This is a genomic window from Paenibacillus sp. JT31N11 (assembly GCF_056269285.1).
In genome coordinates, this window is record NZ_JBWDNQ010000025.1 from 37,686 (window position 1) to 64,562 (window position 26,877).

The following is a 26,877-nucleotide window of genomic DNA, read 5'->3' on the forward strand; positions in this document are numbered from 1 at the left end:
TCTGGCGAGCAGGCTCCTTACAATCTTCCCAAACTAACGGTTGACACAATAGCAAGTCAATGGTATTTTTACATTAACGTTAATGTTATCATTAATATTATGTCAACCATACGGAAAGGAGGGATCGGTTTTTATAATTATTCATTATTGGTAAGCGTTTTCTTTCTAATAAGTTCAAAAGGGGTGTATGCATTGTCAAATTTTCAAACAACAAGGGCTCAAAAGCAGCCGACTACTTTTCAGTATCAACGAGTAAAAAATCTCCCTGTCAGCGCTGTGCGAATCAACGATACATTTTGGGCGCCCAAATTGAATGTCATTCGGGAAGTAACCGTTTGCGATGTGTTAAACAAGTTCGAAAGCGACGGAGCGATGAGAAATTTCGATTATGTGAGCGAGGGGAATAACGGTTATCACTCAGGTGAACCGTGGTTTGATGGACTTATCTACGAGACGATACGAGGCATATCGGATATTTTGGCCGTACATTACGATGAAGCTTTGGACAAAAGAGTCGATGGGATCATCGAAAAGATAGCCCGGGCGCAAAGGAAAGTAGGAGATGGCTATATTAACACGTATACGCTTCTTGATCGTCCGAACCAGCGATGGGGCGACAACGGAGGCAATTTGCGCTGGCAGCACGATGTCTATAATGCCGGTTGTTTGGTAGAAGCAGCCGTGCATCATTACAAAGCGACCGGGAAAACGACGCTGCTTGAAGTTGGCGTGAAGTTCGCAAACCATATGAGCGATCTTATGGGTCCGCCGCCGAAACGAAACATCGTACCCGCGCATTCGCTTCCGGAAGAGGCTCTCTTAAAGCTCTACCAGTTAGCCGTCGACGAGCCGGTACTCGCCAAGGCATTGAACGCTCCCTTCGAGGCATCCAACTATTTGGATCTGGTAACGTTTTGGATAGGAAACCGGGGCAACTGCGAAGATCGACCTTCCTGGGGAGAGTACGCACAGGATCACAAGCCGGTATTGGAACAGGACGAGGCAGCCGGCCATGCCGTTCGAGCAACGCTTCTGTACACAGGTCTGACTGCTCTCCATTTATCAACGGGGGAGCCGAATTATTTAGAAACAGCCAAGAAGCTTTGGAACAATATCGCACTCCAAAAATCTCATATCAGCGGTGGGGTAGGCGCCGTGCATAATGAAGAAAAATTCGGACATAACTACGAGCTTCCCGACGATGGTTATTTGGAAACTTGCGCTGGCGTGGGGATGGGGTATTTTAGCTGGAATCTGTTTTTGGCGACGGGCGAATGCCAGTATATCGATACGCTGGAAACGGTTCTTTATAATATTTTGCTGGCCGGCCGCTCCATGAATGGCCATAAATACTTCTATGAAAACCCGCTTGTCAGCAATGGCGGACATAACAGATGGGAATGGCACAACTGCCCTTGCTGTCCGCCGATGATCGTTAAGATGCTGCCTGAATTGCCGTCATTTATATACGCATACGATGAGGATGGGGCATTCGTAAACCTTTATGTGGAAGGCGAAGCCGAAATGAAGATCCTGAATATGGACATCAAGCTGACGCAGCACACCGCTTATCCATGGGACGGTTCGGTTGACATCACGGTATTGCCTGAACGAGAGGTTCATTTTCAAGTTCGTCTGAGAATTCCGGGGTGGTGCGAGAACTACTCCATTCGCGTTAACAACGAGCCGGCAGCATATAGCATCAAGAACGGATATGCCGTGATCGACAGGGAGTGGGGACTCAAGGACGTCATCCGTCTCGAGCTGGATATGCCCGTCGTTCTGATTGAAGCCCATCCTTATGTGACGACGCATGCGAATAAGGCGGCAATAAGGCGTGGTCCGGTGCTCTATTGTCTTGAATCGATGGACAATGAAAGGTATGTGATAAAACGCGGTATGGCTCAGTATACGCGTGAATCGTTGGACAAAGGAATGGGCTTGAAACGTCAACTTCCGCATAGGCCCATTTTTGAGGTGGAGTACGTGAAGGACTTCTTTGACGGCGCCGTTATCGTTCACACGAAAGATGCGGAGAATAATGACCTTACCGCGATTCCATATCCTTATTGGAATAATCGATCGCGCGGGGCGATGAACATATGGCTGCAATATGAGAAGCAAAATGGGATAGACGGATGGGAAAACCGGCTATATCGGACGATTACTGCAAGTTCGAACGGCTGGCAAGATTAAAATGTGTGAACCCGCTTAGATAAAGTGCTTTCTTTCATAGAAGCACTTTTCATAATCGCTTTTACATTAACGTTAATGTAAAAAAGAAAGGGGTTAATTGAGATGAAGATGATAAAACCCTATTTTATTTGGATGGTCATTGTTCTAGTTCTTGCTGCTTGCAGCAGTAACGAAACGAACAGCGGCCAGTCAGGTGCTGCAGCTGAACAATCTACGAATCAAGCCGGCAGCGGTAAGCAAGAGCGTGTAACCATTAAGTACACTTTCTGGGGAAGCCCGAATGAGAAGAAGGTCCAGGAGGCAGCCATTAAAGGATTTATGAAGAAATATCCATGGATTACGGTCAAAGCGCAGCATATCCCCGAGGAATACACGACTAAACTCCAAACGATGGCCGCAAGCGGCGAGACGCCCGACATTGGACTCTTGTACGGTGAGGATACGATGAAATGGGCAGAGGAAGGCAGATTGTATAATATTAAGGATTTTTTTGACACCGATTCGGAAATTCAGTTATCGGATGTTTTGGAAAACACCCAGTACTGGTGGGATGAAGGCAAGCTAGCTGGCATAAACGGAGCGCTCGAGGTGTTCGGACTCTTTTATAACAAGACGATGTTCGAAGAGCTTGACGTAGATCCGCTCCCGACTAAAGCGGAGGACGCGCTAACTTGGGAAGAGTTTGTCGATGTAGCACAAAGACTGACGATCGACAGCAATGGACGAAATGCGCTTGACCCGGCATTCAATCCGCAAAAGATTAAACAATTTGGGGTAAGCTTGCCGACTTGGGCTTATATGAATGCCGTTGCGAGTAATGGCGGGAAGTTCGTGAACGAAGACGGCACGAAGCTCATGCTCTCAGAACCGGAGGCTATCGAGGGCATTCAGCTCTGGCAGGACTTGATTTACAAATACCATGTGGCGCCGACGCCGACCCAATCCTCTTCCTTCCCTGGCGGGGCAGTCGGGCTTCAGAGCAAAAAATTCGCAATATCGATGGATGGACAGTGGACTTTGGTTGATTTAGGCGTGTCAGGGCTGGATTTCGGAATCGGGGTGCTCCCGGTCATGAAACAAATGAAAACGATGAACCTGGGCGAACCGATCGTCATCTTTAAAGACACGAAGCATCCTCAAGAGGCCTGGCTTCTGCTGAAATGGATGATGAACCCCGAGAATACGCTGGAGCTTCAGGCAAGCGGATTATGGATGCCCGTTCTCAAAAAATGGTATGAAGACCCGGAATTGATCGCGAAATGGGCGCATGGAAATCCGGCTCACCCTGAAGGATATGTGGACGCGATTTTGGATAATGGATTTAAGAACGGGTTTCAAAATACGGTGTATTTCGTAAGAAATGTTCCGGAAATAAATTCGGTATTGCAACCTGCATTTGATCTGATATGGCAAGGAAAGCAGTCGGCTCAGGAAGCGCTGAGCGATGTAAAGCCAAAGGTCGAGGCCGTACTGAAAGGCGTTTATGCCAAGTAGGTAGATTTAGGAGCGGTTAGTCGTGACGATTGGCCGCTCTAATGAGATGAAGAAAGTAGGTGGCGTCTTTGACCGAAGTTGCAGCCTGGATTACAAATCCGGTATCGTCGTTCAAGAAGAGAAGAAAGAAAGAGGCTTTGTACGGATATCTATTCGCATCACCTGTCATTCTGGGCTTTCTTATTTTTGTGCTGGGCCCGATGATCGCAAGCTTTGTCTTCAGCTTTACCGATTATAACGTGATCAGCAAAATGAATTTTGTCGGACTGAGCAACTATCAGCATTTGTTCGACGGCACGGATCCTTTTTTTTATAAGTCTTTGGGGGTTACCGCTTATTATGTGCTTCTTAGCGTTCCGCTGCAAATCGTTTGCTCATTTTTTCTGGCATTGTTATTGAATCAAAACGTAAAGGGAAGATCGATTTTTAGAACGATTTTTTATCTTCCGACGATCGTACCGGTCGTTGCTTCCTCCGTGCTGTTTTTATGGCTGTTCAATCCCGATATCGGCTTATTTAATCAACTATTAGAGCTCTTGGGGCTCCCGACATCGCAATGGATCTATTCGGAACGAATGGCGGTTCCCTCTCTTGTATTCATGAGCTTATGGACAATCGGCGGCATAACGGTTATTTTCTTAGCCGGGCTGCAGGGGATTCCCCGGCATTTATATGAAGCGGTAGAGGTTGATGGAGGGAAGGCCTGGCATAGGCTGCTGTACGTCACGATTCCGCTGATGACGCCTACCATTTTCTTTAATACGGTCATGGGTTTGATAGGAGGCTTTCAGATCTTTGGCCAGGCCTATATTATGACGCAAGGTGGGCCCAATAATGCCACGCTCTTTTATTCCTTCTATTTATATAGGGAAGCGTTTGACAATTTTCGAATGGGAAGCGCTTCAGCCATTGCATGGGTGTTGTTTGTCATTATTTTAGCCTTAACGCTGCTGGTGTTTAAAACTTCGAATCTATGGGTGTTTAACGAAAATGAGGAGGGGAAACGATGATCCGCTCGAAAAAAACTAATTTTGTGTTGTATGCGGTTTTATTTTTGCTTTCATGCGTTTGCATCTTCCCCTTCTTTTGGCTGATCAGAAGCTCTCTGATGCAGATGTCTCAAATTTATGAAACCCCTCCGACCTGGATCCCATCGCCCTTTCAGTTCAGCAATTATTCGGAAGCGTTGACGGTCTTGCCGTTCGGGCAATATTTTTCGAACACGCTCCTCATCGTTGTCTTGGAGGTTAGCGGCGTTGTGTTGACAAGCTCAATATGCGCCTATGCGTTTGCCCGCTTGCGATGGCCAGGAAGAAATATCGTATTTATGATGGTTTTGACAAGCATGATGCTGCCAGGAGCCGTAACGCTGATACCGGTATTTCTGGGATGGTCGGCGCTTGGTGCAATCAATACGATTATTCCGCTGACCGTACCGGCCTGGTTCGGGGGAGGAGCGTTTAATGTATTTTTGATCCGGCAATTTTTACTTACCATACCGAAGGATCTGGATGAAGCGGCGCTGGTCGACGGGCCGGATACTTTCGGATATTTACCCAAATCATGTTCCCGCTCGCGAAGCCGGCTTTGATCGTTGTTGGCCTCTTTGCCTTTCTAAACGGCTGGAACGATTTCCTCGGACCGCTTATCTATTTAAATGACGAGGCGAAATTCACGCTTGCTTTAGGCTTGCAGTTGTTCAAAGGCATGTACAACGCGCAGTGGCATTTAATGATGGCAGCCACGACAATGGTCGTTCTACCGGCCGTTCTTGTCTTCTTTCTCGGGCAGAAATATTTCGTTGAGGGCATCGTGATGACCGGGGTGAAAGGGTAGGGATATGATAAAATTATTTGCGAGCGATATCGACGGAACGCTGATGAACAGACGCAAAGAGATCCATGAGCGGGACATCAAAGCCTTGCGGGAGGCAGCAAAGAAGGGAATGACCGTCTGCCTGGCCTCCGGGAGAATGTACAGCGAAATAAAATTAGTGATAGAGCAGCTTTTGCTGCCTTGCTATGCGATTTGTCAGAACGGCGCATCCGTATACGATGATACGGGGGAGATGTTAAATGCTTACCACTTTGATAGCGAGCTGGCGTCGGCTTTGTTTGAATTTGTTAATGCTCCCGGATTGGTCCCCGTCGTTTGTGCTGCATATGGGAATTACGTCGTCGAATGCAATGCATCCGTGCAGCGAGTAGGCAAACGCTTCCTGAATCCTATTATGGAGAAACGGGATTTAATCGAATCGGTCAGAAGCCGGGATTTTCGGGTGACGAAGTTATCGATTTACGGAGAAGTCCGAGTTCTCAGGCGTTTGCTTGATGATCTCGCGAACGCCTTCGGGGAGAACGTTACCGCGTCTTTCTCAGATCCGGACGGGATCGATATTATGCCGGCAGGGGTAGATAAGGGAAATGCCCTGCTTTCGTTAATGAGACACCTGAATATCGAAGCGCATGAGGTGGCTTGCATCGGGGACTCGTACAATGATCTCGCCATGTTTCGAGTAACGCCTCAAAGCTGGGCAATGGCGGGCGCCGACGAAGCGGTAAGGCGGGCAGCCGCTCATTTGGCAAGCTGCGTCGCTGAAGCATTGAAAGCAACAGCGGATGGTGATGTTTCCAGCAATTGACCATGATTGACGGAAATGGAGTAACATGTTATGCTTCCTGCATTAACGATAATGTCAGCGTATGGCATCGATCTTTGTCAAGGAGAAGAGAAGAAATGGATGGAAAGAAAATAACGCTAAAAGACATTGCTCAAGCCACCGGTTTGTCTATGAATACGATCTCAAGAGCTTTAAAAGATAAAGAGGATATTGCCGAAGCGACGCGCAAAATGATCCAAGGCGTTGCGAAGGAAATGGGGTATGTCCGTAATTCCCTGGCCGGTTCCCTTCGGTCGGGTCTTACGCGAACGATCGCTGTCATCGTCGGCGACGTTGCTAACCCCCACTTCGCGATCATGGTCAAAGATATCGAGAAGGCCGCAAGGAAGCATAACTATACGATTATCGTCCTGAATACGGAAGAAGATAATGAATTGGAAGAGCGGGCCGTTTATACCGCGATTAGCAAAAATGTGGATGGCATTATTATATGTCCGGCTCAACACAGCCCTGAGAATATTCGTTTCATTCAAAAAAACGGTGTTCCCTTTGTATTGCTGGGCAGGCATTTCGCGGATGAGAAGGATTTCGATTATGTAATCTGCGATGATTTTAACGGCGGCTATCTGGCGACTCGCCATCTTCTAGAGAACGGACACCAAAAAATTCTGCTGCTGAACGGGCCATCCCGCATCTCAAGCGCCAGGGAACGGTTAGAAGGATACAAACAGGCTCTGAAGGAATACGGAATGCCAATAGACAGCAAGCTTATTACAGAGAACGGGGTTTTGACGGGAGATGCGAGAAAAACGGTGAAGGAGCTTGTAACCGTTGGAGCCGACTTTACCGCTATTTTTGCGTTCAATGACGTCTTCGCTTGGGAAGCCATCTATATGATTCGAAAAATGGGATTCCGCGTGCCTGAAGATTTTGCCGTAATCGGCTTCGACAACATTCAGTCAAGGAACTTTCTTCCTTTCTCATTGTCCTCGATCAGTAACTCCAAGAGTAAAATGTCGCGCCGAGCCTTGGATATTTTGTTGAATAAGATTAATAAACCCAAGATCCAGAATCATTACCATGAAACCGTCGAAACCAGGCTAATACTAAGGGAAAGCACGCAGCGCAACTCCTAGAGACCTTTCTTTCAAAAATCGATTGACAGCTAACTAATGGTGATGTTAATTTAACATTAACGATAATGTTATCATTAATGTTATCGAAGAGGAAAGAAGGAGGAAGGAAACGAATGACAGCAGTAAAATATGTGCCGCAATCGATGACATCGCCGCTTTTCGTAGGACAGGGGAAAATAGAGTACGGGGAAAAACAAGTGCCTGCGCCCGGACCGGGTCAATTATTATTAGAGGTAAAGGCGAATGCGCTGTGCGGTTCCGACCGGAGCCAGTTTTTTGAAGGCTCACAGGCGACACCGGGGCATGAAGCAGCCGGGATCGTTGCGGCGGCAGGGCCGGATACGATGGTGGGCGTAGGTACGCCGGGCGTCGTATTCTTAATGGACTATTGCGGTGAATGCAGCAGCTGCAAGCTGGGCTTCACGAATCAATGCCTAGGCAAGCGGGCGGATTACGGGTTCACGCATGATGGCGGCTACGGGCCGTATATGCTTATCAACGAAAACGTGTTTTTTGCGATCGATCCGTCCATTCCGCTTACGGAAGCGACCATGCTTCTCGATATTATGGGAACGGGCGGACATGCGATCAAACGCGCTCAGCTTGTTCAGCAGGAGATCGGTTCGGTCCTGGTAGCAGGGGCGGGGCCAATCGGGTTAGGCGTTCTGGCTATGGCCAAGCTGCTGCTTGGTGCAGAGACACCGGTCTTTATTATGGATTTTGTGCAGTACCGCCTGGACCTCGCCGAGAAGATGGGCGCGATTCCCATCCAACTCGCTAGCGGAACAGTGAAGGATACAATCCATCAGGCGGGTCTTAGCGGCGCTGATCTTGCAATCGATACGAGCGGCAAGACGGCGGGACGTCAGACGGCATTGGACGCATTAAATCAGCGTGGTGTGCTTGTCTGTGTCGGGCATGGGCAGGAACTGAACCTGCAGGTATCGTGTGACCTCATTGCGACGGAACGGGCTGTGCTCGGCAGCGAATATTTTAAATATAGCGAATTAGAGGAAAATCACAGCCTGATTCAACGAAATCTGCCGTATCTGAGTCAGATTATTACGCATCGCCTCGGCGCGGACAAAATTCAAGAAGCGTATGAGTTGTTTTTCAAAGGTGATACGGGTAAGGTGGTTATCGAGCAATGAATGAGCCAAACAAAGTGAAGGTCGCGCTCGTCGGAGCAGGCGGTACGGCAAGTCGCCTCGGATTGTCGGCAGGCTTCAATAGTGCGGGGAGCTGGGGGTTGCAGCATGCGCGCATTTTCGCCACCAGACCGGACGTTGATTTCTGCGCAATTGTGGGAAGAGACCTGGATAAGACCCAGATGAAGGCCCGGGAATATGGGGCGAAGGCGTACAAAAGTATTGAAGAGATGTTAACGAAAGCATCGCCGGATCTGGTCAGTATGTGTCTGCCGAATCAAGGGCATTTTGAAGCAACCCTTCAAGTCATACAGGCGGGGGTTCCCTTATTCGTCGAAAAACCGCTCGTCTTTGACTTGAGAGAAGCTGATGTGCTTCTGAACGAAGCAGCGAAACGCAATGTCTTCTTTGCCATTAATTTTAATCATCGCTTCTCGAAACCTGTACAGCTCGCCCATGAAGCGATTCGCACTGGCCGGTTAGGCGATCTGACCTTCGCTTCCTGGAGATTCGGCGGAGAAGGTTCAAGCGACCATCCGCACGCGAATCTTATCGAGACACAGTGCCACGGATTCGATATGCTGGAGCACCTATGCGGTCCGATTGAGTCGGTTATGGCGGAGATGACAGATAAAACAGGCAAAGGGTACCGAACGCTGTCGATTGCATTACGGTTCGCAAGCGGCGCAGTGGGCAGCCTGATCGGCACTTATGATTCCTCTTATGCCTATCCAGACACGCATCGTGTTGAATTAGACGGTACGAAAGGACGTTCCGTCATCCATGATACGGTGAAGCGTTACACTTTCCATTCGGTTGGCAATGAAATCGGGGAAAGCTGGGAAGCTGGATATTTCAACGATGAGGATCGTGAATTCCACCGGACCTTCGATAAACACGTAGATGCCTTGCTTCATAGCCTCAGGGAGAAGCAGCGGCCGCCTGTAGACGCTAAAGCGGGCTACCGGGCGTTATTAATTGCGGAAGCGGCCGTTCAATCTTTCGAAAGCGGTAGACGGGTTAATATTCAGTCGTATTTGTAAGGCATCGAGAAGCTTAAGAAGCCGCATATCTATATCAGCAATCGCCTTCTACTTGGCCTTCTGGACAAGATGGAGGGCGATCTTCTTTATTCGATTTATTAACATATTATGTCCAGATGTCCGGCCAACTTTTTCCTGTATGATCAAACTAAACCAAAGTGAAAGCGTTGGGTCCTAGCTGCAGGAGAGCATTGAAAGAAGGAGATGCTTGATGAGGAAATACGCCTTTCCAAAACCCAGCACTAATCATACAATTCAAAAGGTCATGATTTATGAAACAACAAAAAATGGAGTGTATCTGTATCTATATCTAGCTCAAAAAGATCTGCCATCTCGAGGCTTCAGTGTCACTATATTAATTTCCTCACGGATAAGATGAGTTTAAACAGGAAGAATCTCAGGGGTTAAGGATGAACTTGTGCACTGTCACAGGGGCATCCTTTTTTATTACAATTACATTATCCTAAAGACGAAACGGGAGTGTTACGAATGAACGTACATGAAATTAAGCAGATTACGAAGAAATTTGGTGATCTTATTGCCGTGGACAATATCACGATGTCCGAAAAGAAGGCGAGATATTCGGATTTCTGGGTGCGAATGGAGCAGGTAAGAGTACGGCTATTAACATGATTGTCTCTCTGCTCCGGGTCACAAAGGGTGAAATCGAAGTTCTTGGCAAGAGTATTGCTAAACACGGTAAGTTTGCGAAGATGAACATCGGGATTGTGCCGCAGGAAATGGCTAATTATGAGAATATGACAGCTTACGAAAACGTTCATTTTTTTGCCGGATTTTACGGACTCAGAGGGGCGGAGTTAAAGGAGCGGGTGATTGAAACACTAGCATTCGTGGGTCTTGGCGACAAGCACAAAAGCTATCCCAAAAACTTCTCAGGCGGCATGAAGCGAAGATTGAACATAGCCTGTGCAATCGCACATCGGCCAAAGCTGCTCATAATGGATGAGCCAACGGTAGGGATTGTGTAAATTCAATTAAGAAAGCAGGAGACAGAATGAAAACCAATTTGAAGGCAGGATTTGTTGTTGGAATTGTAGCTGGTGGTCTCAGTATTTTCTTATACTATATTTTGTGTAGTTTGTTGGAGGTCAGCTTTGTACAGCTAAATCCTGTTTCGATTCTCATTGTGTCCATTATTGTAAATGTAATTGGTGCACTTATTTACAGTAAATTACGGCAAAAAACCGCTAGACCTGTTATTTATTACAGTATGATCACCATCGGGACTGCACTATTGCTTTCATGGTATGATTGGGCAAATCCTATAGAACCGCAAATCACAGGTGTAGCTAACACGATTCATGCACTCGTCACTGGAATTTCCATCGCTTGGATTCCTACATGGGTAAACAAAAATGCCCATAAAAAATAAATTGGTGATCAAAACATGAATAGAAAAAAACCAAATGGTTTATCTTTTTACCTTTTGTTCTCCCAACCATTTACTTGTTTTTCATGCCATTTCAGACAGCTTGGTTAGAATTTTTCCTAGATCTGAAAAAGCTTGTGCATGACTTTCTCCTTTTGATACGTCCAATCCAATGACAGGGTTCATTCCACCACTCCTTATCTTATTTTCACTGGCAACCCTAACCTTCTTGTTGTCCACAGTATCGCTTGTTATTCGGGATCTTTGTCCCAACCAGCCTAATCATGGTTTAACAAGTAGGGGATGAACGGAATAGCTCTCGGGATCCAAGTCCCACGGGTACGAACGTTCGATCACCGGCTACCGCTATCTTACGACCACATAAAAATGAGGTTCACCAGAAAGATCTGGTGACCTCATAATACGAACGGGTACGATAGCATAATTCAGACCAGAATGAGGCAGCCGGCCAAAACGATCGGCAGTCGATACCTGCAACAGTTAGATCCGATTAATGGTGGAGAAGGCACAAGTTCGGTCGCCAATTTTAACGAGCTTTTAGCATTGAACCTTGTCACAGAATTCTTTAATGCAGATGTGTGTGTCACCCAAAGGTCATTTTTTTTACTACTTATTTGAATGCCCAGTTCAGGTCGTGGTTCTCAACATATGATAAAATAAAATCCGTAAAAATGGCGCAATTGTGGATCATCAATTTGTTGAGAACGAGGATATTGCCTTGATTAAAATGAACGAGCACATGAACCTGACAGAAGTAAACATGAACAATTTACCAATATATAGGAGGAAAATAAAGGAAATAGTAAATAAATTTCTGGACAATGAAATCATCCCATCAAAAGGCGTTGGTCATTATGAAAAACCACATGCTCCTAATCTATGTTTAAAACGTAATAACCAGATCGTGATCATTGATTATGGGGGATTTAAATATGAACAAAAATAAGAGATCAACTATTAAAAAAAAGAAAAAAATCATCGGAATAGGCTCGAGAAGAATTGTATATGATCTCGGCAAAAGTTACGTCTTAAAAGTTGCTAAATCAAAATATGGAATTAAAAGCAATAAGAAAGAAGTAATGACTTTTTATTCATCCCCAACTTCAATAAGAAAAAAGCTTGGCATAATTACTGGTTATGCAAATAAATATCATTGGGTAACCATGAAAAAATATAAACGGCGATTCTCTCGCCTCAAAAAATATAAACGGAAACTTTATAAACTTAAAAGGTTCTTTCGAAAGAACGGCATTATTCCATATGAAATTCTAAGACGGAATGGTAAGCCTAATTATGAAAACCTGCGCTTAAAGAAAAATGGAGAAATAATCGTGATTGATTACGGGAATTTTAGATTTCGCAGAAAAATATAGCAGCTCTGCCCCCTAGCCCTACATCAACAGGGTTTACAAAATGTATATTTATGATATTAAGAACATTGTCCAGTCTGCGTAAACGGGGCTGTTGACAAAGTGAGGCTAGGGGAGCATTTCCCCTAGCCTCACTTCATTTTTTGCATATTTCCCTCATCATTTACTGTGAAGGTTACAATCTTTGCTTTGTGAGGCGTACACCTTACTGTCATGTCGACAGACCCTGCTTGCCTTTGAATAGGAATATTAAATAAACCCATCGAATATGAAGGACGAACGAAAAGCCTCGGACCGAGAAACAGAGCGGAATTAGTGGAAATACCCAAGCAATTTATTTTTTATTACATATTCTATTTACAATATTTTTACTTAGCGGGATAACCATGATTGCTTATCGATACTAAGGAGAGAAACTTATGATGGACAAAAAGAAAAAATTGATCGGTTCGGGTCGCAAGCGAAATGTTTATGATCTGGGTAATGGTTATGTTCTAAAAGTTGCAAAATCAAAAGCTGGCTTACGAAGTAACAAGACTGAATTTTTACTTTATCACTCAAAACGAGCAGGTCATTTAAGAAAGCACCTAGGTAAAGTCACAAAGTATGGGCATCGCTGGTTAATTATGAGGAAGTACGTAAAACCCTTTTGCAATTCAAGTAAATATCGAATAAAATACCGAAAATTAAAAAGGAAATTTAGGCGGAACGGAATTTATCCACTTGATATGTATTCTATGACTCATAAAGGACCTAGTTTAACCAATTTAAGGTTGAGTTATAAAGGTGAAATTATCGTTATTGATTACGGAAATTTCAAATTTACGTCAAGGCATTAGTACTGTCTGTGATAACATCATGCCAAGGGAGTTGCTAATGAATAAATTAAAGCATCTTAAAGGGAAAAAATGATCGGCTTAGGTTCTAGACGTGTAGTATATGATATAGGAAATGAAAAGTTCTGAAATTAGCAAGGTCACAGAGGGCAACATATAACTACCTGCACAAAGACCAAAGATATCGTTATTCTGTTGCAAATAAACTCCCTTTTGTAAAGCACTTTCAATTTCTTGTCATTCTCTGCAAAAGTCAACGACAAGGCCTCGATTAAATGCCGCGCACTTTGCGGCTCTTTTGTTTTATAAACGCGTATTTGCTGCTGAAGTAATTAAGCCATACGTAATACTCAAGCAAGTAAAGCTATATGAAGAGAAAATTGTTCCCATCAATTTGTGTTTTAGGTTTCAAAAAGAAATAGGGGAGCATCCCATAGGATGCTCCTGAATAGGTCTAGCGTTATTAACGATGATGTCTCTTGTGTTTTTTGCAAATTACAATTGCTTTTTGTCCAGGTTTGAGCACGACTTTAATTACTTTAGGGTGCCAGGTCTTTTTACACATGAGCTACACCTCCTCGTCTGCACGAGATAATCCAATATATGAGAAATAACAATCATTGCTTGGACAAACTGGCATATTTACGCAAACAGGCAGCAACGTATGTTTTGAGATTAGAATAAAAAAGGTTTGTCGGATTACAAGAACTTGGAGCAAGAGGTCCTAGTAAAAATTAGCTGGCCGTTTTTTTTGAAAATGAGAAACATAAAACGGCTGGCAATCAAGAATTTGAAAGTCAACCAGATGGATGTGTATAGGGTGAGGATCATCATCGATTATATTAATGAATCGCCATATTTCAACGTATTAACCTTGATTTTTTCGGATAATTGGTCAATCCACGTTTTACCATCCAATAAGTTCAATGAACAATTATATTGATCACAAGCACTCAATCTCTTGATTTATAACACCAACTCAGCGAACAAGTCTTACACTTCTCAACATCATAATAAAACAGTAGGGAGGGGCTATTTCCACTCTGTATTCTCCCTTGTATTGCTTTTCGAATGCTGTGGTGACTAGCAGGACAAATCACAAAATCTGCAGCTTTGTTGTATTCAAAACCTTCTTGACGTTCGCCTCCATGATGAACAATAGTTTAGCGGAACAACAGGCTGTATTGTTTCTTTTTTCATTTCCGCTAGATTATCATTGCCCGATAAGCGGCTGCAATGACTTCCGTTACCATAATTCCGTTTGATCGCGTCTGTGACAAAAGGGAGAGTAGTTGTTTCCCATTTAGCCGGTCTGCCATAGTATTTGTTTGCAATAGCTGTTTTCGGCCAACCTTCGCAAGAGTGTTCTCCACTGGCATCTCCATCCATGGTGGACTAGGAAACGGTCATATTTGTGCTTTTGGAATGGGTCTAAATGTCGTGCCGATTGAAAGGTCATCTAAATATATTATATAGGACCAAGATTCGTAGGGTGTGGATGGATACGGCTAGCTGTATGAAGTGTACAAAATCCAAAATGCTAGTCTTCTCGGAAAGCTTCTTGATATTATGATGCGCGAACCGCTGCCGAGCTACGCATGCGCACTTTTGTAGCGATAGTCGGCGACATTGCGGAGCAGGCAATGATGCTTGGTATTCCGGTGGTAGTCCAGGATATCCCTCTTGTTAAAGCAAGGTGGCCGCGCTCAAGCATATGCCCGTTTGCGAGGATCTACCCTAAGAAGCGCTCAAAACCAAAGTGATCGGCACACAAAACGTCATTGAAGCGGCGATTGCCAACAAGTTGATGGACGCAGTCGGGATTGAAGTGAAATTCATTGAAACCGGCATTCGCCCGGGAGAGAAAATTCACGAAATTTTGCTGACAGACTACGAAAGCACAACGACGATTACGTATAAAAAATTCCGGGACTCAAGGAACATTACAGCCAATATGAGCCCGTCAAATCCAGCAGCTTCAGCTCCAGTCAACCGTTGATGAGCATGGAGGAAATCCGTACCATGCTGGTGCGTGGAGGTTTTCTGTCATGAAACTGCTGATTGTCGGTGGGCATGGAATGGTAGGATATATGCTGTTCGTTATTACCGGATGGAACAAGGGTTTGAAGTCGTCTAAACGGCCCGTACGAAGCGCCAATCCGCAGGCTGAAGAGACAGCAGTTGAGGGACCGTCCGCAGACCGTCCCCCTGCAACCAACCTTCGACCGGCATGACCGCCTTGGTCACGCCAAGCCTGAATGATTGTATTCCCTACTCTATGAGTGTGTCCACGGAAATGCTCCGCTATTTTGGCGGCAGCGGCAGGGGGTGGAGGATACAACCTAAAAAAGCAGACCGGCTTAGCCGGCATTTAAACGGAAGGAACACCAGACTATCGGCCTGATGGCCTTTCCAGGATCATAGACAAGCCAATAGCTGCCCCGGTACAGGCAATCATCCGTTTTAAGCAGTAGAAGGGGCACATAAGCTGTCTGTAAAATAATCGAAGCAAGCGAGAGGAGGAGTTTTTTCCTTTGTCAAGTCCGTTGGTATCGATCATCATCCCTTTTTACAATGACCCTTATGTCTCTTACGCGATTCAAAGCGCGCTGGAGCAGACCTATCCCCATAAAGAAATCGTCATCGTAAGTGACGGAGCCACGCAGCACAAGGAACAATTGATTCCCTATCTGCAGCTTCCCGGAGTTTATCTCTGCGAAAAAGGCAACGGAGGTACGGCAAGCGCTCTGAATGCAGGCATCCGGATCGCAGCAGGGGATTATATCGCCTGGCTGAGCTCGGATGACCGGTTCTATCCCCACAAGTTGGAGAAGCAGCTGGAGTACATGCTCCCAAAGAACGGTGAGATTTCATTCAGCGATTACGACGTCATCGACGGCAGCGGCTCGGTCGTCAGCCAGAACGTAACCCCCAAATATCCGGATGTAATTGCGTTCTACAAGGCATTCGAGCATTATTGTCCGATCAACGGCTGCACGGTGGTAGCCCGAAAAAAACTGCTTACAGACCTTGGCCTATTCAATGAGGCGCTGCCCTATACCCATGATTATGACTTATGGTTCCGGGCAGTCCTGAGCGGGGCCGACTTCCATTACGTGAACGAGCCGCTCATCCAATACCGGGTCCATGAAGCCATGGGCTCGATGTGCCATCTTTCCCTCATCCAGCTGGAGGCGGAGGCTACGAAGCAGCGGTGGTGGCCGCAGCTCAGCGCCTTCATCGAAAGGCTGGGAGAGTCTTGATACGCGGCACCCAAGAAAGGGAGTGGTCCAAATCGCGATCGAGGTAAGCATCATCATGCCGACCCATAACCGCTATCCTCTCAATCTGTTGACTCTCTATTCCCTTGAAGCGCAAAGATACGACCTGTCTAAGGTCGAGGTCATCATGGTCGATGACGCCTCGTCCGACGGCACTCCTTCCATTGCGACAAGCCAATCCTTTTCGTTCCAATTCCGGTATTTCCGGGTGGCAGAAAATATCGGCCGGCCCAGAGCCCGCAATTTTGGCATCGATAATTCCCGTGGCACACATCTGATTTTTCTGGACGCTGAAGTTATCGTCCCCCCCGATTTCATCGATTCCCATATGAGTATCCACCGCCAGCAAAGCGGTCTCATTGCGGGCGGATTGTATGCCATAAGGAAAACGTATACCCGGATGGATCCTCTTTTTTCGCCTGTGCAGCGGTTGGAAGCCGAAGAACTGCTTCGGCAGCAGCCGGCGTTGTATGAAAAATGGATGGCGACGTGGCATCTGGAGGATCCTCCTGCTCTCATCGGACGGGATGAAATCCTGCAGGGCCGCTATCGGGACTTATCACTCGAAAACCCGCACAGCAAGTATTTTATCGATCAAGTTCTGAGCCTTTACGGAGACTGGTTATCAGGGTTCAATCTGCCATGGGTCATGGCTGGAACCGGGAATCTCTCGGTCGAACGGAGAGCCTTCGAGATGCATGGAATGTTCGAGGAATACGAAGGCTGGGGAGCCGATGATATCGAGATGGGCTTCCGTCTGTTCACGAACGGATACCGGTTCGTCCATCTGAGCTCGATGCCTACCTACCATCAGGAGCATCCGATCCAAACCTCTATCGGGGAGGAGGGCAAGCATAATTTCTATCTGTTCCAGCAAAAGTACCGGACCGTCGGCCTGCTGGCCATCCTACTCGTCTTTCAGTACGGCATGTCCTACAGCGAAGCCAGCCGTGTCCTGGACGATGTTTATGCCATCAGCCTTCATGAGCATCCCCACCGGTTCCTGCATCTGATCAACGCCTTTCGGGCCATGCTCGAATCCGCGGGACGCCTGACCCGCTATGGTCTGCCTGTACACAATCTCGGCTCTCAATGCGGCTTCCTCATTCCAAGCCCAGAAGAGGATCTGTTCTATGCGGAGAAAAGGTCTCTGGAGGAATCGGGGAAATATCCTCATCTCAATCAGGCTCTCAACCTGCTGCTATCGTACTGAGCGAAACGGGAAGCAAAAGGCCATTCTCGAAATGTCTTCACGGGAATGGCCTTTTCTGTCAGCGTCGCCAATCAGGCAGTGATCACGATGGTTCGGAGGCTGAATACCATGCCCAAGAAGTTTCTTTGAAGCTGGAACCCTAATTCGGTAAGGGATTTAAATATTCACCGCCAGATGTAATTTTTTGGCGGTGAAATTCACAATTTGTTTACCTCCAGTTAACCAAAATCTGTTTATTCAAAGCAAGCAATAATGATAAGTTGGATAAGAGCGAACGGGAGTAATTATTTTCTCGGAAAAATTTAAACCGTTCCAAAAACGAAAAAGACTTAGGTAGGAGGTCTGACCATGCGCTTCGCAACAATGGCAAGCTTGTTTAGAGAACGAAGAGAAGAAGATGGGCAATCGGATATGAGGAGTCCATCCAAAGATGCAAGAATGCCGGTTTCTCCGTACTGGACCTCAACATGTGCGCGATGATTCACAATAAAACCGAACTGAACGGTCCGGATTGGGAAGTCGCGCTTTACCGAATTAAAGAAGCAGCTGAGAAGGGCGATGTGGAATTTTGCCAGTCGCATTCGCCCTTGTCCGGTATACCGTTATTAATCTTAATCTCGTAAACGAAATCGCCCTTGTACCCAATTTCGTTCCATAGCGGCATAATGGATTTCCAGTCGATATTCCCGAGGAAAGGATGTAAATGATCATCATGTTTGAAACATGATTGAGTATTCGCAGTGAAGAAATTTTGTGATCTAAACAGAAAACAAATAGGAGTGGAGATCGAATCTTGTATAACAAGTTGATACATAGAAGCTAACATTTAGCTTAATTTTTCGAGTTAATCTAATATAGAGGAGAGTATTAGTATGATAACAAAATTGAGAATGAAAATTGCAGTGTTTGTACTATTTTGCATGGGTTTGCTTATGTTAAATGGAACATCATTTGCAGCTGCTCCTACTGAAGCTGGCGTTTATTTCATCAACCTTGGCGAAAAAGGAAATGCTACCCTCATAAAAACAATTAGCGGTACTACGGCAAGCTATGGGTTGGTTGACACAGGTACGAGCGGAGATTACACAACTTACGTACAGCCATACTTAACCTCGGTACTTGGATCGACCAAATTGTCTTTTATAGCCTTCTCGCATATGCATGCGGATCATGCAGGCGGTGCCGAAGCTGCAATCGCTAGTTTTGCGGATGCAAACACTACACTTTACATAAAGGACGTAGCAGATCCCGCTTCAACTTATTCCGGTGAATCTAGTATTGGCACTAGAGCGAATACGATTATAGCTGCAGCAAAAGCTAAAAGCATGGCTATCGGTAAAATAAAGCCTTATGAAGCCTTCGACAATGATGTTGGATCCTTATCGGAGCTTAGAGGTTTATCCGCTAACAAATTCAAGGCGAAAATTGAGAGGTTTACTAAAAATGCACAAGGCAGTTATGTATCCGTTGGCATATATGATACGATTACATTTGGTAAATTTACAATGACATGGTTTAATGGAAACAACTGGAATTACGAATCTATAATAGAACAATTGTCAAATAAATGGGATGAAAACTTGAACGCAGCAACTTTGTTGTTAAAGTGCACAACAAATACTGGAACAAATTTCAGAACATACTTGGGCGCTGACGTAGGTGAGAATAGTAATCAAAATTATTCTTACGAAGTAGGGAAAAAAATACAAGAAGTCGTAGGAAATATAAGCGTTTATCAGGTTGCGCATCATGGTTTCTATTTTAGTCTCATGCCGGACTCAATCGCTGGCACCATCAATCCTAAGTATGCGATTGTTACTAACAGCTATAATGACATAGTGAATTCTTATTATGATAACCATAATATAACGAACCCGACTTCTGCAGATTTGACAGACGCTACCAGCACGCTGAAGGAAACTTTGAATAGTACAGTTCTGCAGAAAATGTACTTTTTAAGTGGAAAAGGCGGCGGAACTGATAATAGGATCATTGATGAGCTGAAAGCAAATAATTATGCACTGCTTAACTGGACCGGATCAACAATCAAATCAGGAAATGTAAATGTTGAATTTGGCGGTACAGATCTCACAATAACACAACCGTAGAATCTCCAGTTATTGACTAATTGAAATAAATGCTTTTGAATGACTGTTTAATGAACGGGAGTCGTCGCTAAACTAACGGGACATGATAGCTCAATAACAAGAGGCAGTCTACGACTTATTTTCCAAGTCTCAGACTGCCTTTCGTTATTGTGAAGTGTAGTCTGAGTAAATCACCAATTTTCAAGGTTGCTTTTGAAATTCCATATTTGTACGCAGCAGCCATAATGCCAATTTCGAGCGTTCGATCTCTTCGATAATAAAGAGCTTTCTTCTGCGCAGTATTGAATTTTAGGCATGAAAAATGCTCCCCTCCTTGCAGCAGGTTTTTATTATTTCACATGTCTGCTATTAGGGGAGCATATCAATTCGACAGCCTTTTTTTGAGATTTGGCGGGAATACCTGTACGGGAGCCAATCCAAGACTGTTCCCGAACAAAAGAAAAACCCCTTCGACTTCCCGGCAGGAAGCGCAAGGGCCGGGAGTTACAACGAGAATTCTCCTTTAATCTCGACTTTATCCTTGGCGACGGTTTCCATATAGTTCTTACCCCAGCTGTACATGGCCTCGAGAATCGGCATCAGGCTCACACCGAGCTCCGTCAAGGAGTATTCCACTTTAGGCGGTACGACGGGATAGACCGCGCGGTGTACGATGAGATCGTCCTCCAGTTCCCGAAGCTGGGTGACAAGCATGCGCTGCGTAATCTCAGGGATCAGCGCCTTCAACTCGCCGAACCGTTTGGTGCCTTCTTTGCCGAGACGCCAGAGAATGAGCATTTTCCATTTGCCTCCGATGACGGACAGCGTCAGCTCTTTCTCGCAGTTGAACGTTTTCTCGCACAGGTGACCCATGACAACACCTCCGCCCTCATTATAGCTCTTAGTATACTTTTAGGCACTATGTAAGAAAAAAGTGCGTGCTACCCTTATTGTGCATAACAGGATATACTCGGCTTGGAAGTTATATCCATTGATAAATAGGGAGGTGTTTCGGAGCTTTATCAATCTGGCAGCAACGCACGAACCGAAATCTTCCATGAGGAGGCGGGTAAGGTAGTGAAAAAAGTATCGCTCCATCTCTTAATCTTTGCTGTTATTTTTTCTAGTGTTAGCATTTCTGATTTAAAAAAGGTTCAGGCTGCGTCGACGATTACAGTTTCGCAAACCCCGTATATTATTGATGAATCCGGGACGTATAAATCAGAAACCAAGCTGACGATTAATAATTCGGACCCCGCCTACAGCGCGTGGGTTAAAATCACTGCCGCCGGTCAAACCCCGTACATGGAACCGATTGGTACCCTCAACAACGGCTCCAATACGGTGACAGTCCACGTCGTTGAACTTATTAAGGATGGCGATAGCGTAACATTCGAGGTGTACGACAATGCCTCCGGAACAGATACTGCCCGCGAATCGACAACGGTGTCTCAGAAAAAAATCCGCCACTGGACAGTATACGTAGCCCATGATTCCCACACAGATATTGGATATACGGATTATCCCGAGACACTGATCAATTCGACATGGCCTAAAGAAACAGACGCTGCGAATACTTATATCACACAGACAGACAGTTGGGCGGAGAATGATCAGTTCAGGTATCCTATGGAGCAATCAATAAGGCTTTATGGATCGTTAAACAGCAGAAATGCCGACCAAATCGAAACACTTAAGACGAATATAAAAAATGACAGACTTCAATATCCGTCAAGTTATGTGAACACTTCCTTCGAGGCCATGAGCACGGAGGAGCTCATCAGATATTATTACTTTTCGGAAAGACACCTGAAAGACAAGCTCGGGACTAAGTCAAGCGGCGTGGCGATAATGGATGATAATCCGAGTTTCTCGTGGTCCAATGTTGACGTCATGGCAGACATGGGAATTAAATATATGTTCTTAGGCTTCAACATTTATGCCGGTACGCCGAAAGTCATGCTTGAGGAGTACCCCCGAATTTTTTATGCCCAAGGCAGGAAACCGAATAACAAAGTTCTCATATACCAAGGCGCTTTGTATAATCTGAACCAAATGAAATTTCTAGGTACCGGAGTGAATAATGCAACGCCTACTACGATCGCCGATACGACCCAGGCCTTAAGCGATACGTTAATGAATGTTTTTCAGTCATCGACATATGTAGGAGATGCGGTGTTGGAGAAAAATACACCATGGTTGGATAACGGCCCACTCCTGTCATCGGTAAAAGATCGGATCAAAGATATGAATGCCAGGGTAGATTCAGCAGGGAGACCATATGCTTATCCGAAGTTCGTAAATTCCAATGTGAAAGATTTTTACCAATATGTCGATGCTAACTTCAGTCCGTCTATTCCTGTTTTTAAAGGAAATTATGAAAACTATTGGAACTACGGCATACCTTCGGATGCTTACAGTGAAAGCGTCCAAAAGGATGCGCAAGACAATGTGCCGGCAGCGGAAACGTTCGCGACGTTCGCCAATCAGGCAAGCACGAATTTCAGATATCCTTACCAAAACGTGTGGAACGCATATAATAACTTGAATTTATACGACGAGCATACATTCGGAAGTTCGGACTCCGCGGTTGATGATACTCACATTTGGAAAAGAAATAATGCCATAACGGCCAAAAACCTCTCGGACAGTATCATAAACGATTCCTTAGCCAGTTTAAGCACGCTAATTCCTACGACAGGCAAGACAATTTCCGTCTTCAATTCGTTGTCTTGGACGAGATCGGATCTGGTCAAAGTCAAGCTCTCCGATCTGCCCGTACACTTTGATATCACGGATATCGAGACATCAACGCAATTGAAATATGACAAATTAAGCGATGGGACCGTAGAGTTCGTTGCGCCGAACGTGCCAGGTCTTGGTTATAAGACTTTTCTGGTAACGACAAGAGCTAATGATCCTACATTTCCGTCGACTTTAAAGAAAAGCGATAATACGTTGGAAAACCGGTTTTTCAAGGTTACTTTTGGCGAACAAGGGGAAATCTCAAGCATTATTGACAAGCAGCATGGGAATGTCGAAATGGTGGACCGTACATCGCCATACAAAATGAATGAATTTGTATACGATAAGAGCGTTCTCGACTTCAACGCCCTCAAATCGGAAAGCACGGTCTACGGAGCTTCCGTTTCGATTGATGTTGGTGCCATGCAGGGACAGATGACTTCCACAGGCTTTAGCGATGGGACAGCCGGGATCCAACGAAACGTCATCCTATATGATTCTTTGCCTAAAATCGATATCATCAATGTCGTGAATAAGATTGATGCGCCAGGGTCGTATGGAGTTACCGAGGACGAAGAAGGTTTTTTTACCTTCCCGTTGAACGTGCCCAATTTCATGCTGCGCTCCGAGATGCCGTCAGGCGATTTCAGGCCGTATGTGGATCCTAATATTAACAATCCGAAGAATGAACAGTACTATGCTTCGAGCACGGATTATCGCACCGTCCACAGGTGGATCGATGCTTCTAATCCGTCAGGCAATTACGGGATTACGCTATTCCCGCAATCCGCGCCGGTTGTGGAGTACGGCGGCAGAAGATCGGGCTTGTACGATGTCGATTACAATACGCCGAAACCTTGGATATTCAGCTATGTTTACGGTAACAAATGGAGTACCAATTTCATTCAATCGCAACCGGGTCCAACAACCTTCAAGTATACGCTAATGTCTCACGCAGGGAAGAACTGGCAAGCAGGCAGAGCGGATAAGTATGGCTGGCAATCGACGACCCCGCTGCAAGCGAAAGTCATCACCGGCGCACAGGCTGGGGCTGGATTGAACGGAACAGAAGGCCAATTTGTAAATGTCAGCGCCGACAATGTCGTTATGACGACAGCCAAACCCGCCGAAGCAAACGGAGAGGGAACGATTCTGCGGTTCAATGAAACCACAGGAGTTGATACGACAGTAACCGTCGACCTGTCCTATTTCAACCCATCCTCTGTCACGAAAACCGACCTTCTGGAAAATGACAGGGGCGCGATGCCGCTTACTAACGGTAAAGTGACTTTTACGATTAATGGTTACGGTTATAATACAATCCGGCTCAAGTACGGTACGGCTCCTGCTCAGGTTACAGGGGTTACGGCAACGAAGGATGCCTCAGGTACACTCGTGTCGTGGACGGATCTAACCGATAACAAACTTGCCGCCTACGAAGTCTTTAGAAGTACAAACAGAAACTTCAAACCGGGTTCAGGCAATTACATGGAAACGACATCGGTGAATAGTTTCTATGATAAACAAGTTGTCACTGGGCTAACCAAAACTTATTACTATAAGGTTCGAGCTGTCCGGGGAGGGCTGAAGGGGATGCCATCCGCTGCTGCAACTGCAACTAGCGGAACGAACAGTGATACTCCTGCCCCAACGGCGCCTTCAAATCTAAGCATTGATTATGCGTTTGGAAACAGGGTGTCTATTTCCTGGGCTCCATCAACGGACAATCTTATGGTTAAAGGGTATAAAGTATATCGGGATGGCGTCCAGATTGCGGATGTTCTAGCAACACTAAACAGTTATCTAGATATAACCGTATTGCCTGTCACGACCTATAGTTTTACCGTTAAGGCGTATGATCAAGCGGGCAACCTCTCGGCCTCGAGTAATGCAGTCAACGCTACAACGGCCAAAGGCTGGCAAACGCCGGGAAATATTGCTCCTTATGCTGCTGTAACAGCATCTTCTGAATTAAGTGCCCGCTACCCGGCTACAGCGGTGACGGATGGTCTGGTAGGGGATACCGGCGAATGGGCATCTTTGAATGAGCAAAACCCACGGATACAGTTCACATGGCCAGCCACCGTCACGATCAACCGAATTGTAATCTATGATCGGGCCAATACGACAGATAATGTAAATGGCGGTACGCTGACCTTCAGCGATGGCACAAGCATCACAGGGATTAATGGCATACCGCAGGATGATGGAGGGAAAGTGATATATTTCGCTCCCAAAAATGTCACTTGGGTAAAATTTCAGGCAGTCGGAGGTACGGGACTTAATGTCGGACTTTCGGAGATGGAAGTGTTTACAGCTGATTCGCCTGTCCTCCCGGTAAAGGGAATTAGCCTAAGCCCAAGTTCGGCTACAATGGATATTAATACGGTCATGGACTTGACGCCTACGATTACGCCGAGCAACACGACTAATCAAAATGTAACCTGGAGTTCGAGCAATCCTAGCGTCGCAACGGTCGTGAACGGCGTCGTCCGGAGCATCGCTGCAGGCAGCGCGGTCATTACCGTGACGACGGCAGATGGGAACTATAAGGCTACGAGCAACATTTCGGTCATTAACAATCTCGCAAGAACTGCAACGGCGACGGCATCTTCCGCCTTTAACAGCAACTATACGGCATCCAAAGCCATAGATGGAATCACCGGCGTTCAAGACAGTGGCGAATGGGCCTCGCTGGGAGAACTGAATCCATGGCTGCAACTGGACTGGAGCAGCAGTCAAATGGTCAACAAAATCACCTTCTTCGACAGACCGAATAATTTGGACTGGGCACCTGGCGGAACGCTCACGTTCAGCGATGGAAGTACGTTGACCGTTACAGACATTCCGAACGATGGCAGCGCTTATTCCGTGACTTTTCCGAGTAAGGTTATCACTTGGGTGAAATTCCAGGTGTCCGGTGGAAGCGGACGTAATGTCGGATTATCAGAAATTAAGATTATCAATGACGCCGCCCATTAAGAGAGATGACGGACGGGAAGGTTGCCGTCAGCTACCGTTCGAAGGACAAGGCAGGTAGAGGCGCAAAGCGGAACGCACATTTCAAGTGAAGCTGCCGCCCATTTACTGCGAGACGCTCAATATGTATTGTGCAATAATAGCGCTTTTATGAAAAGCTTGAGAAGATAAAAGCAACTGGTTGCGTGGCAGGCGGCAGTCCAGGAATGGCATGATCTATCAGGGCTTTCTCCATGGAAGTGTGGAAAGCCCTGGGTTTTTGTCAAAGCAGGTAGCTGTCGGGTGACAAGAACATAGTAACATTGAAAGCCGCATAAGTTGCGGCTTTTTGTTTTAATGTTATAAAGTTCTTGTCAAAGTTCAATGACAAGAACTTTATAACATTCCCGACCAATACTGTCACTACCCTTTATAGAGCAGCCGTATTGCGACTGCCAGAATGCTTCTCGAGGTGGATGATTAAGAAAGCCAGACTTATACGAGCTGTTCGGCGTTGATGGCAAAATCGGGATAAGTCTTATAGTGTCCGATATTCGGATAAGCCGCAACGACCTAAAACTTCATAGACGAACACTGTTTGCTTCAGCCTCGATCGTTTCCTTCATAACCTCCGCTCCGCGGTGCATCCGTGCGTGAATTTCGATGCTAAGATGTTCGGGTAGAAAATCGGTTATCCAAACGAGCCTAGCTTTGCTGTCGTCATGGGGAGAGACTTGAAAGGACGCATGATGATGCAGCAGCGGCATGCTTCCTTCCTTTACCGCATAGGCCATCCGGCGTTCCTGCGGATCAATGGACACGATGATCTCGCGAACCGTGCCGCCTTTGGGCAGAATGAGCGTTCTTTCGTGACCATTCATGATCGTATTCTCGGTATAGCCGGGAACCAACCGACGATGGACGGTACCTACATCGCTGACAGCATCCCATACTTGCTCTGGCGATGCATCAATCAAAATCTCCTTGCGAACACAGGCAGGATCCTTCGTTACGTAATTGTAGCTGTTTCGTTACCGTTTTGTCATTCCTGTCGAGGCTGGGCTAGGTAATATAAGGTTGTAATTCAACCGTCGCTTGTCTCCAATGAAAATTAGAGGTGAAATTCTATGTATGAAAAAATCGAAACACTCGTATAAATTAGCCGCAAAGCTGGCCTTGACCGGATTGATCGCGGTAAGCTCCATGACGGCATCGCAGCATACCGCTCACGATAGCATTCCTGTAGAGCGTTAAATTACCGCTTTGCAAAAAAACGAGCGCCTCGGTACGATGGGAGTACGAAACGGGTCATAGCCCTTTAAATCCCATCATCTTAGGA

General features: G+C 45.9%; 18 protein-coding genes and 4 pseudogenes. 19 read left to right on the top strand and 3 right to left on the bottom strand.

From position 1 onward, the window contains the following. Nucleotides 1–192: 192 nt before the first annotated feature. The 12 genes and pseudogenes from AC0YNV_RS37640 to AC0YNV_RS37695 all read left to right on the top strand — a co-directional run bounded on the left by AC0YNV_RS37640 (nucleotide 193) and on the right by AC0YNV_RS37695 (nucleotide 13,257). Complete coding sequence (locus AC0YNV_RS37640; protein WP_475772649.1) at nucleotides 193–2,196, top strand: glycoside hydrolase family 127 protein; 2,004 nt, start codon at nucleotides 193–195, stop codon at nucleotides 2,194–2,196. 102 nt (nucleotides 2,197–2,298) lie between these two features. Further along, on the top strand, nucleotides 2,299–3,690 hold the full coding sequence (locus tag AC0YNV_RS37645; protein ID WP_475772650.1) for an ABC transporter substrate-binding protein: 1,392 nt from the start codon (nucleotides 2,299–2,301) through the stop codon (nucleotides 3,688–3,690). A gap of 59 nt (nucleotides 3,691–3,749) precedes the next feature. Then, nucleotides 3,750–4,700: a carbohydrate ABC transporter permease gene (locus AC0YNV_RS37650; RefSeq protein ID WP_475772651.1), complete on the top strand. Its 951-nt coding sequence runs from the start codon at nucleotides 3,750–3,752 to the stop codon at nucleotides 4,698–4,700. Next, nucleotides 4,697–5,526 (top strand): annotated as a pseudogene (locus tag AC0YNV_RS37655) (carbohydrate ABC transporter permease). Before AC0YNV_RS37650 ends, AC0YNV_RS37655 begins: the two are co-directional and overlap by 4 nt. 4 nt (nucleotides 5,527–5,530) lie before the next feature. After that, nucleotides 5,531–6,331 (top strand): Cof-type HAD-IIB family hydrolase, encoded by an 801-nt coding sequence (locus AC0YNV_RS37660; protein ID WP_475772652.1) that lies wholly within the window; start codon nucleotides 5,531–5,533, stop codon nucleotides 6,329–6,331. Between the two features lie 95 nt (nucleotides 6,332–6,426). Further along, nucleotides 6,427–7,446 (top strand): LacI family DNA-binding transcriptional regulator, encoded by a 1,020-nt coding sequence (locus AC0YNV_RS37665; RefSeq protein WP_475772653.1) that lies wholly within the window; start codon nucleotides 6,427–6,429, stop codon nucleotides 7,444–7,446. Between the two features lie 113 nt (nucleotides 7,447–7,559). Beyond that, nucleotides 7,560–8,597, top strand: a complete 1,038-nt coding sequence (locus AC0YNV_RS37670; protein ID WP_475772654.1) for a zinc-dependent alcohol dehydrogenase family protein — start codon at nucleotides 7,560–7,562, stop codon at nucleotides 8,595–8,597. Continuing rightward, nucleotides 8,594–9,637, top strand: coding sequence for a Gfo/Idh/MocA family protein (locus AC0YNV_RS37675; protein WP_475772655.1), 1,044 nt, complete (start codon nucleotides 8,594–8,596; stop codon nucleotides 9,635–9,637). Before AC0YNV_RS37670 ends, AC0YNV_RS37675 begins: the two co-directional genes overlap by 4 nt. Before the next feature lie 489 nt (nucleotides 9,638–10,126). Beyond that, nucleotides 10,127–10,620 (top strand): annotated as a pseudogene (locus AC0YNV_RS37680) (ABC transporter ATP-binding protein); the annotation flags it as partial. A gap of 32 nt (nucleotides 10,621–10,652) precedes the next feature. Then, nucleotides 10,653–11,030, top strand: a complete 378-nt coding sequence (locus AC0YNV_RS37685) for a hypothetical protein (protein ID WP_475772656.1) — start codon at nucleotides 10,653–10,655, stop codon at nucleotides 11,028–11,030. Between the two features lie 950 nt (nucleotides 11,031–11,980). Next, nucleotides 11,981–12,421 carry a hypothetical protein gene (locus tag AC0YNV_RS37690; protein ID WP_475772657.1) on the top strand — a complete coding sequence of 147 codons (441 nt, stop codon included), beginning with the start codon at nucleotides 11,981–11,983 and terminating at the stop codon, nucleotides 12,419–12,421. Between the two features lie 416 nt (nucleotides 12,422–12,837). Continuing rightward, nucleotides 12,838–13,257, top strand: a complete 420-nt coding sequence (locus AC0YNV_RS37695; RefSeq protein ID WP_475772658.1) for a hypothetical protein — start codon at nucleotides 12,838–12,840, stop codon at nucleotides 13,255–13,257. A 721-nt stretch (nucleotides 13,258–13,978) separates the two neighbouring features. On the opposite strand, the gene AC0YNV_RS37700 is transcribed toward AC0YNV_RS37695, so the two are convergent. Beyond that, nucleotides 13,979–14,113, bottom strand: coding sequence for a multicopper oxidase domain-containing protein (locus AC0YNV_RS37700; protein WP_475772669.1), 135 nt, complete (start codon nucleotides 14,111–14,113; stop codon nucleotides 13,979–13,981). Between the two features lie 837 nt (nucleotides 14,114–14,950). Here AC0YNV_RS37700 and AC0YNV_RS37705 point away from each other — a divergent pair. The 5 genes and pseudogenes from AC0YNV_RS37705 to AC0YNV_RS37725 form a co-directional block, all read left to right on the top strand. Beyond that, nucleotides 14,951–15,306 (top strand): annotated as a pseudogene (locus tag AC0YNV_RS37705) (polysaccharide biosynthesis protein); the annotation flags it as partial. Next, nucleotides 15,303–15,488 (top strand): hypothetical protein, encoded by a 186-nt coding sequence (locus AC0YNV_RS37710; protein ID WP_475772659.1) that lies wholly within the window; start codon nucleotides 15,303–15,305, stop codon nucleotides 15,486–15,488. The pseudogene AC0YNV_RS37705 and the gene AC0YNV_RS37710, both read left to right, overlap by 4 nt. A gap of 300 nt (nucleotides 15,489–15,788) precedes the next feature. Continuing rightward, nucleotides 15,789–16,517 carry a glycosyltransferase gene (locus tag AC0YNV_RS37715; protein ID WP_475772660.1) on the top strand — a complete coding sequence of 243 codons (729 nt, stop codon included), beginning with the start codon at nucleotides 15,789–15,791 and terminating at the stop codon, nucleotides 16,515–16,517. 55 nt (nucleotides 16,518–16,572) lie between these two features. After that, nucleotides 16,573–17,748 carry a glycosyltransferase gene (locus AC0YNV_RS37720; protein ID WP_475772661.1) on the top strand — a complete coding sequence of 392 codons (1,176 nt, stop codon included), beginning with the start codon at nucleotides 16,573–16,575 and terminating at the stop codon, nucleotides 17,746–17,748. Nucleotides 17,749–18,620: 872 nt separating this feature from the next. Then, nucleotides 18,621–19,856, top strand: coding sequence for an MBL fold metallo-hydrolase (locus AC0YNV_RS37725; RefSeq protein ID WP_475772662.1), 1,236 nt, complete (start codon nucleotides 18,621–18,623; stop codon nucleotides 19,854–19,856). A 483-nt stretch (nucleotides 19,857–20,339) separates the two neighbouring features. Here AC0YNV_RS37725 and hxlR read toward each other — a convergent pair whose 3' ends face one another. Beyond that, nucleotides 20,340–20,708, bottom strand: coding sequence for a transcriptional activator HxlR (hxlR, locus tag AC0YNV_RS37730; protein WP_475772663.1), 369 nt, complete (start codon nucleotides 20,706–20,708; stop codon nucleotides 20,340–20,342). A gap of 204 nt (nucleotides 20,709–20,912) precedes the next feature. Between hxlR and AC0YNV_RS37735 the strand changes: the two genes are divergently transcribed. Continuing rightward, a complete protein-coding gene (locus tag AC0YNV_RS37735; protein WP_475772664.1) occupies nucleotides 20,913–25,562 on the top strand; it encodes a DUF7402 domain-containing protein in 4,650 nt (1,549 codons plus the stop codon). A gap of 557 nt (nucleotides 25,563–26,119) precedes the next feature. Here the strand turns inward: AC0YNV_RS37735 and AC0YNV_RS37740 are convergent. Further along, nucleotides 26,120–26,524: pseudogene (locus AC0YNV_RS37740) on the bottom strand (SRPBCC family protein); the annotation flags it as partial. 145 nt (nucleotides 26,525–26,669) lie between these two features. Between AC0YNV_RS37740 and AC0YNV_RS37745 the strand changes: the two are divergent. Further along, nucleotides 26,670–26,792: a hypothetical protein gene (locus AC0YNV_RS37745; RefSeq protein WP_475772665.1), complete on the top strand. Its 123-nt coding sequence runs from the start codon at nucleotides 26,670–26,672 to the stop codon at nucleotides 26,790–26,792. The last annotated feature ends 85 nt before the right edge of the window (nucleotides 26,793–26,877 follow it).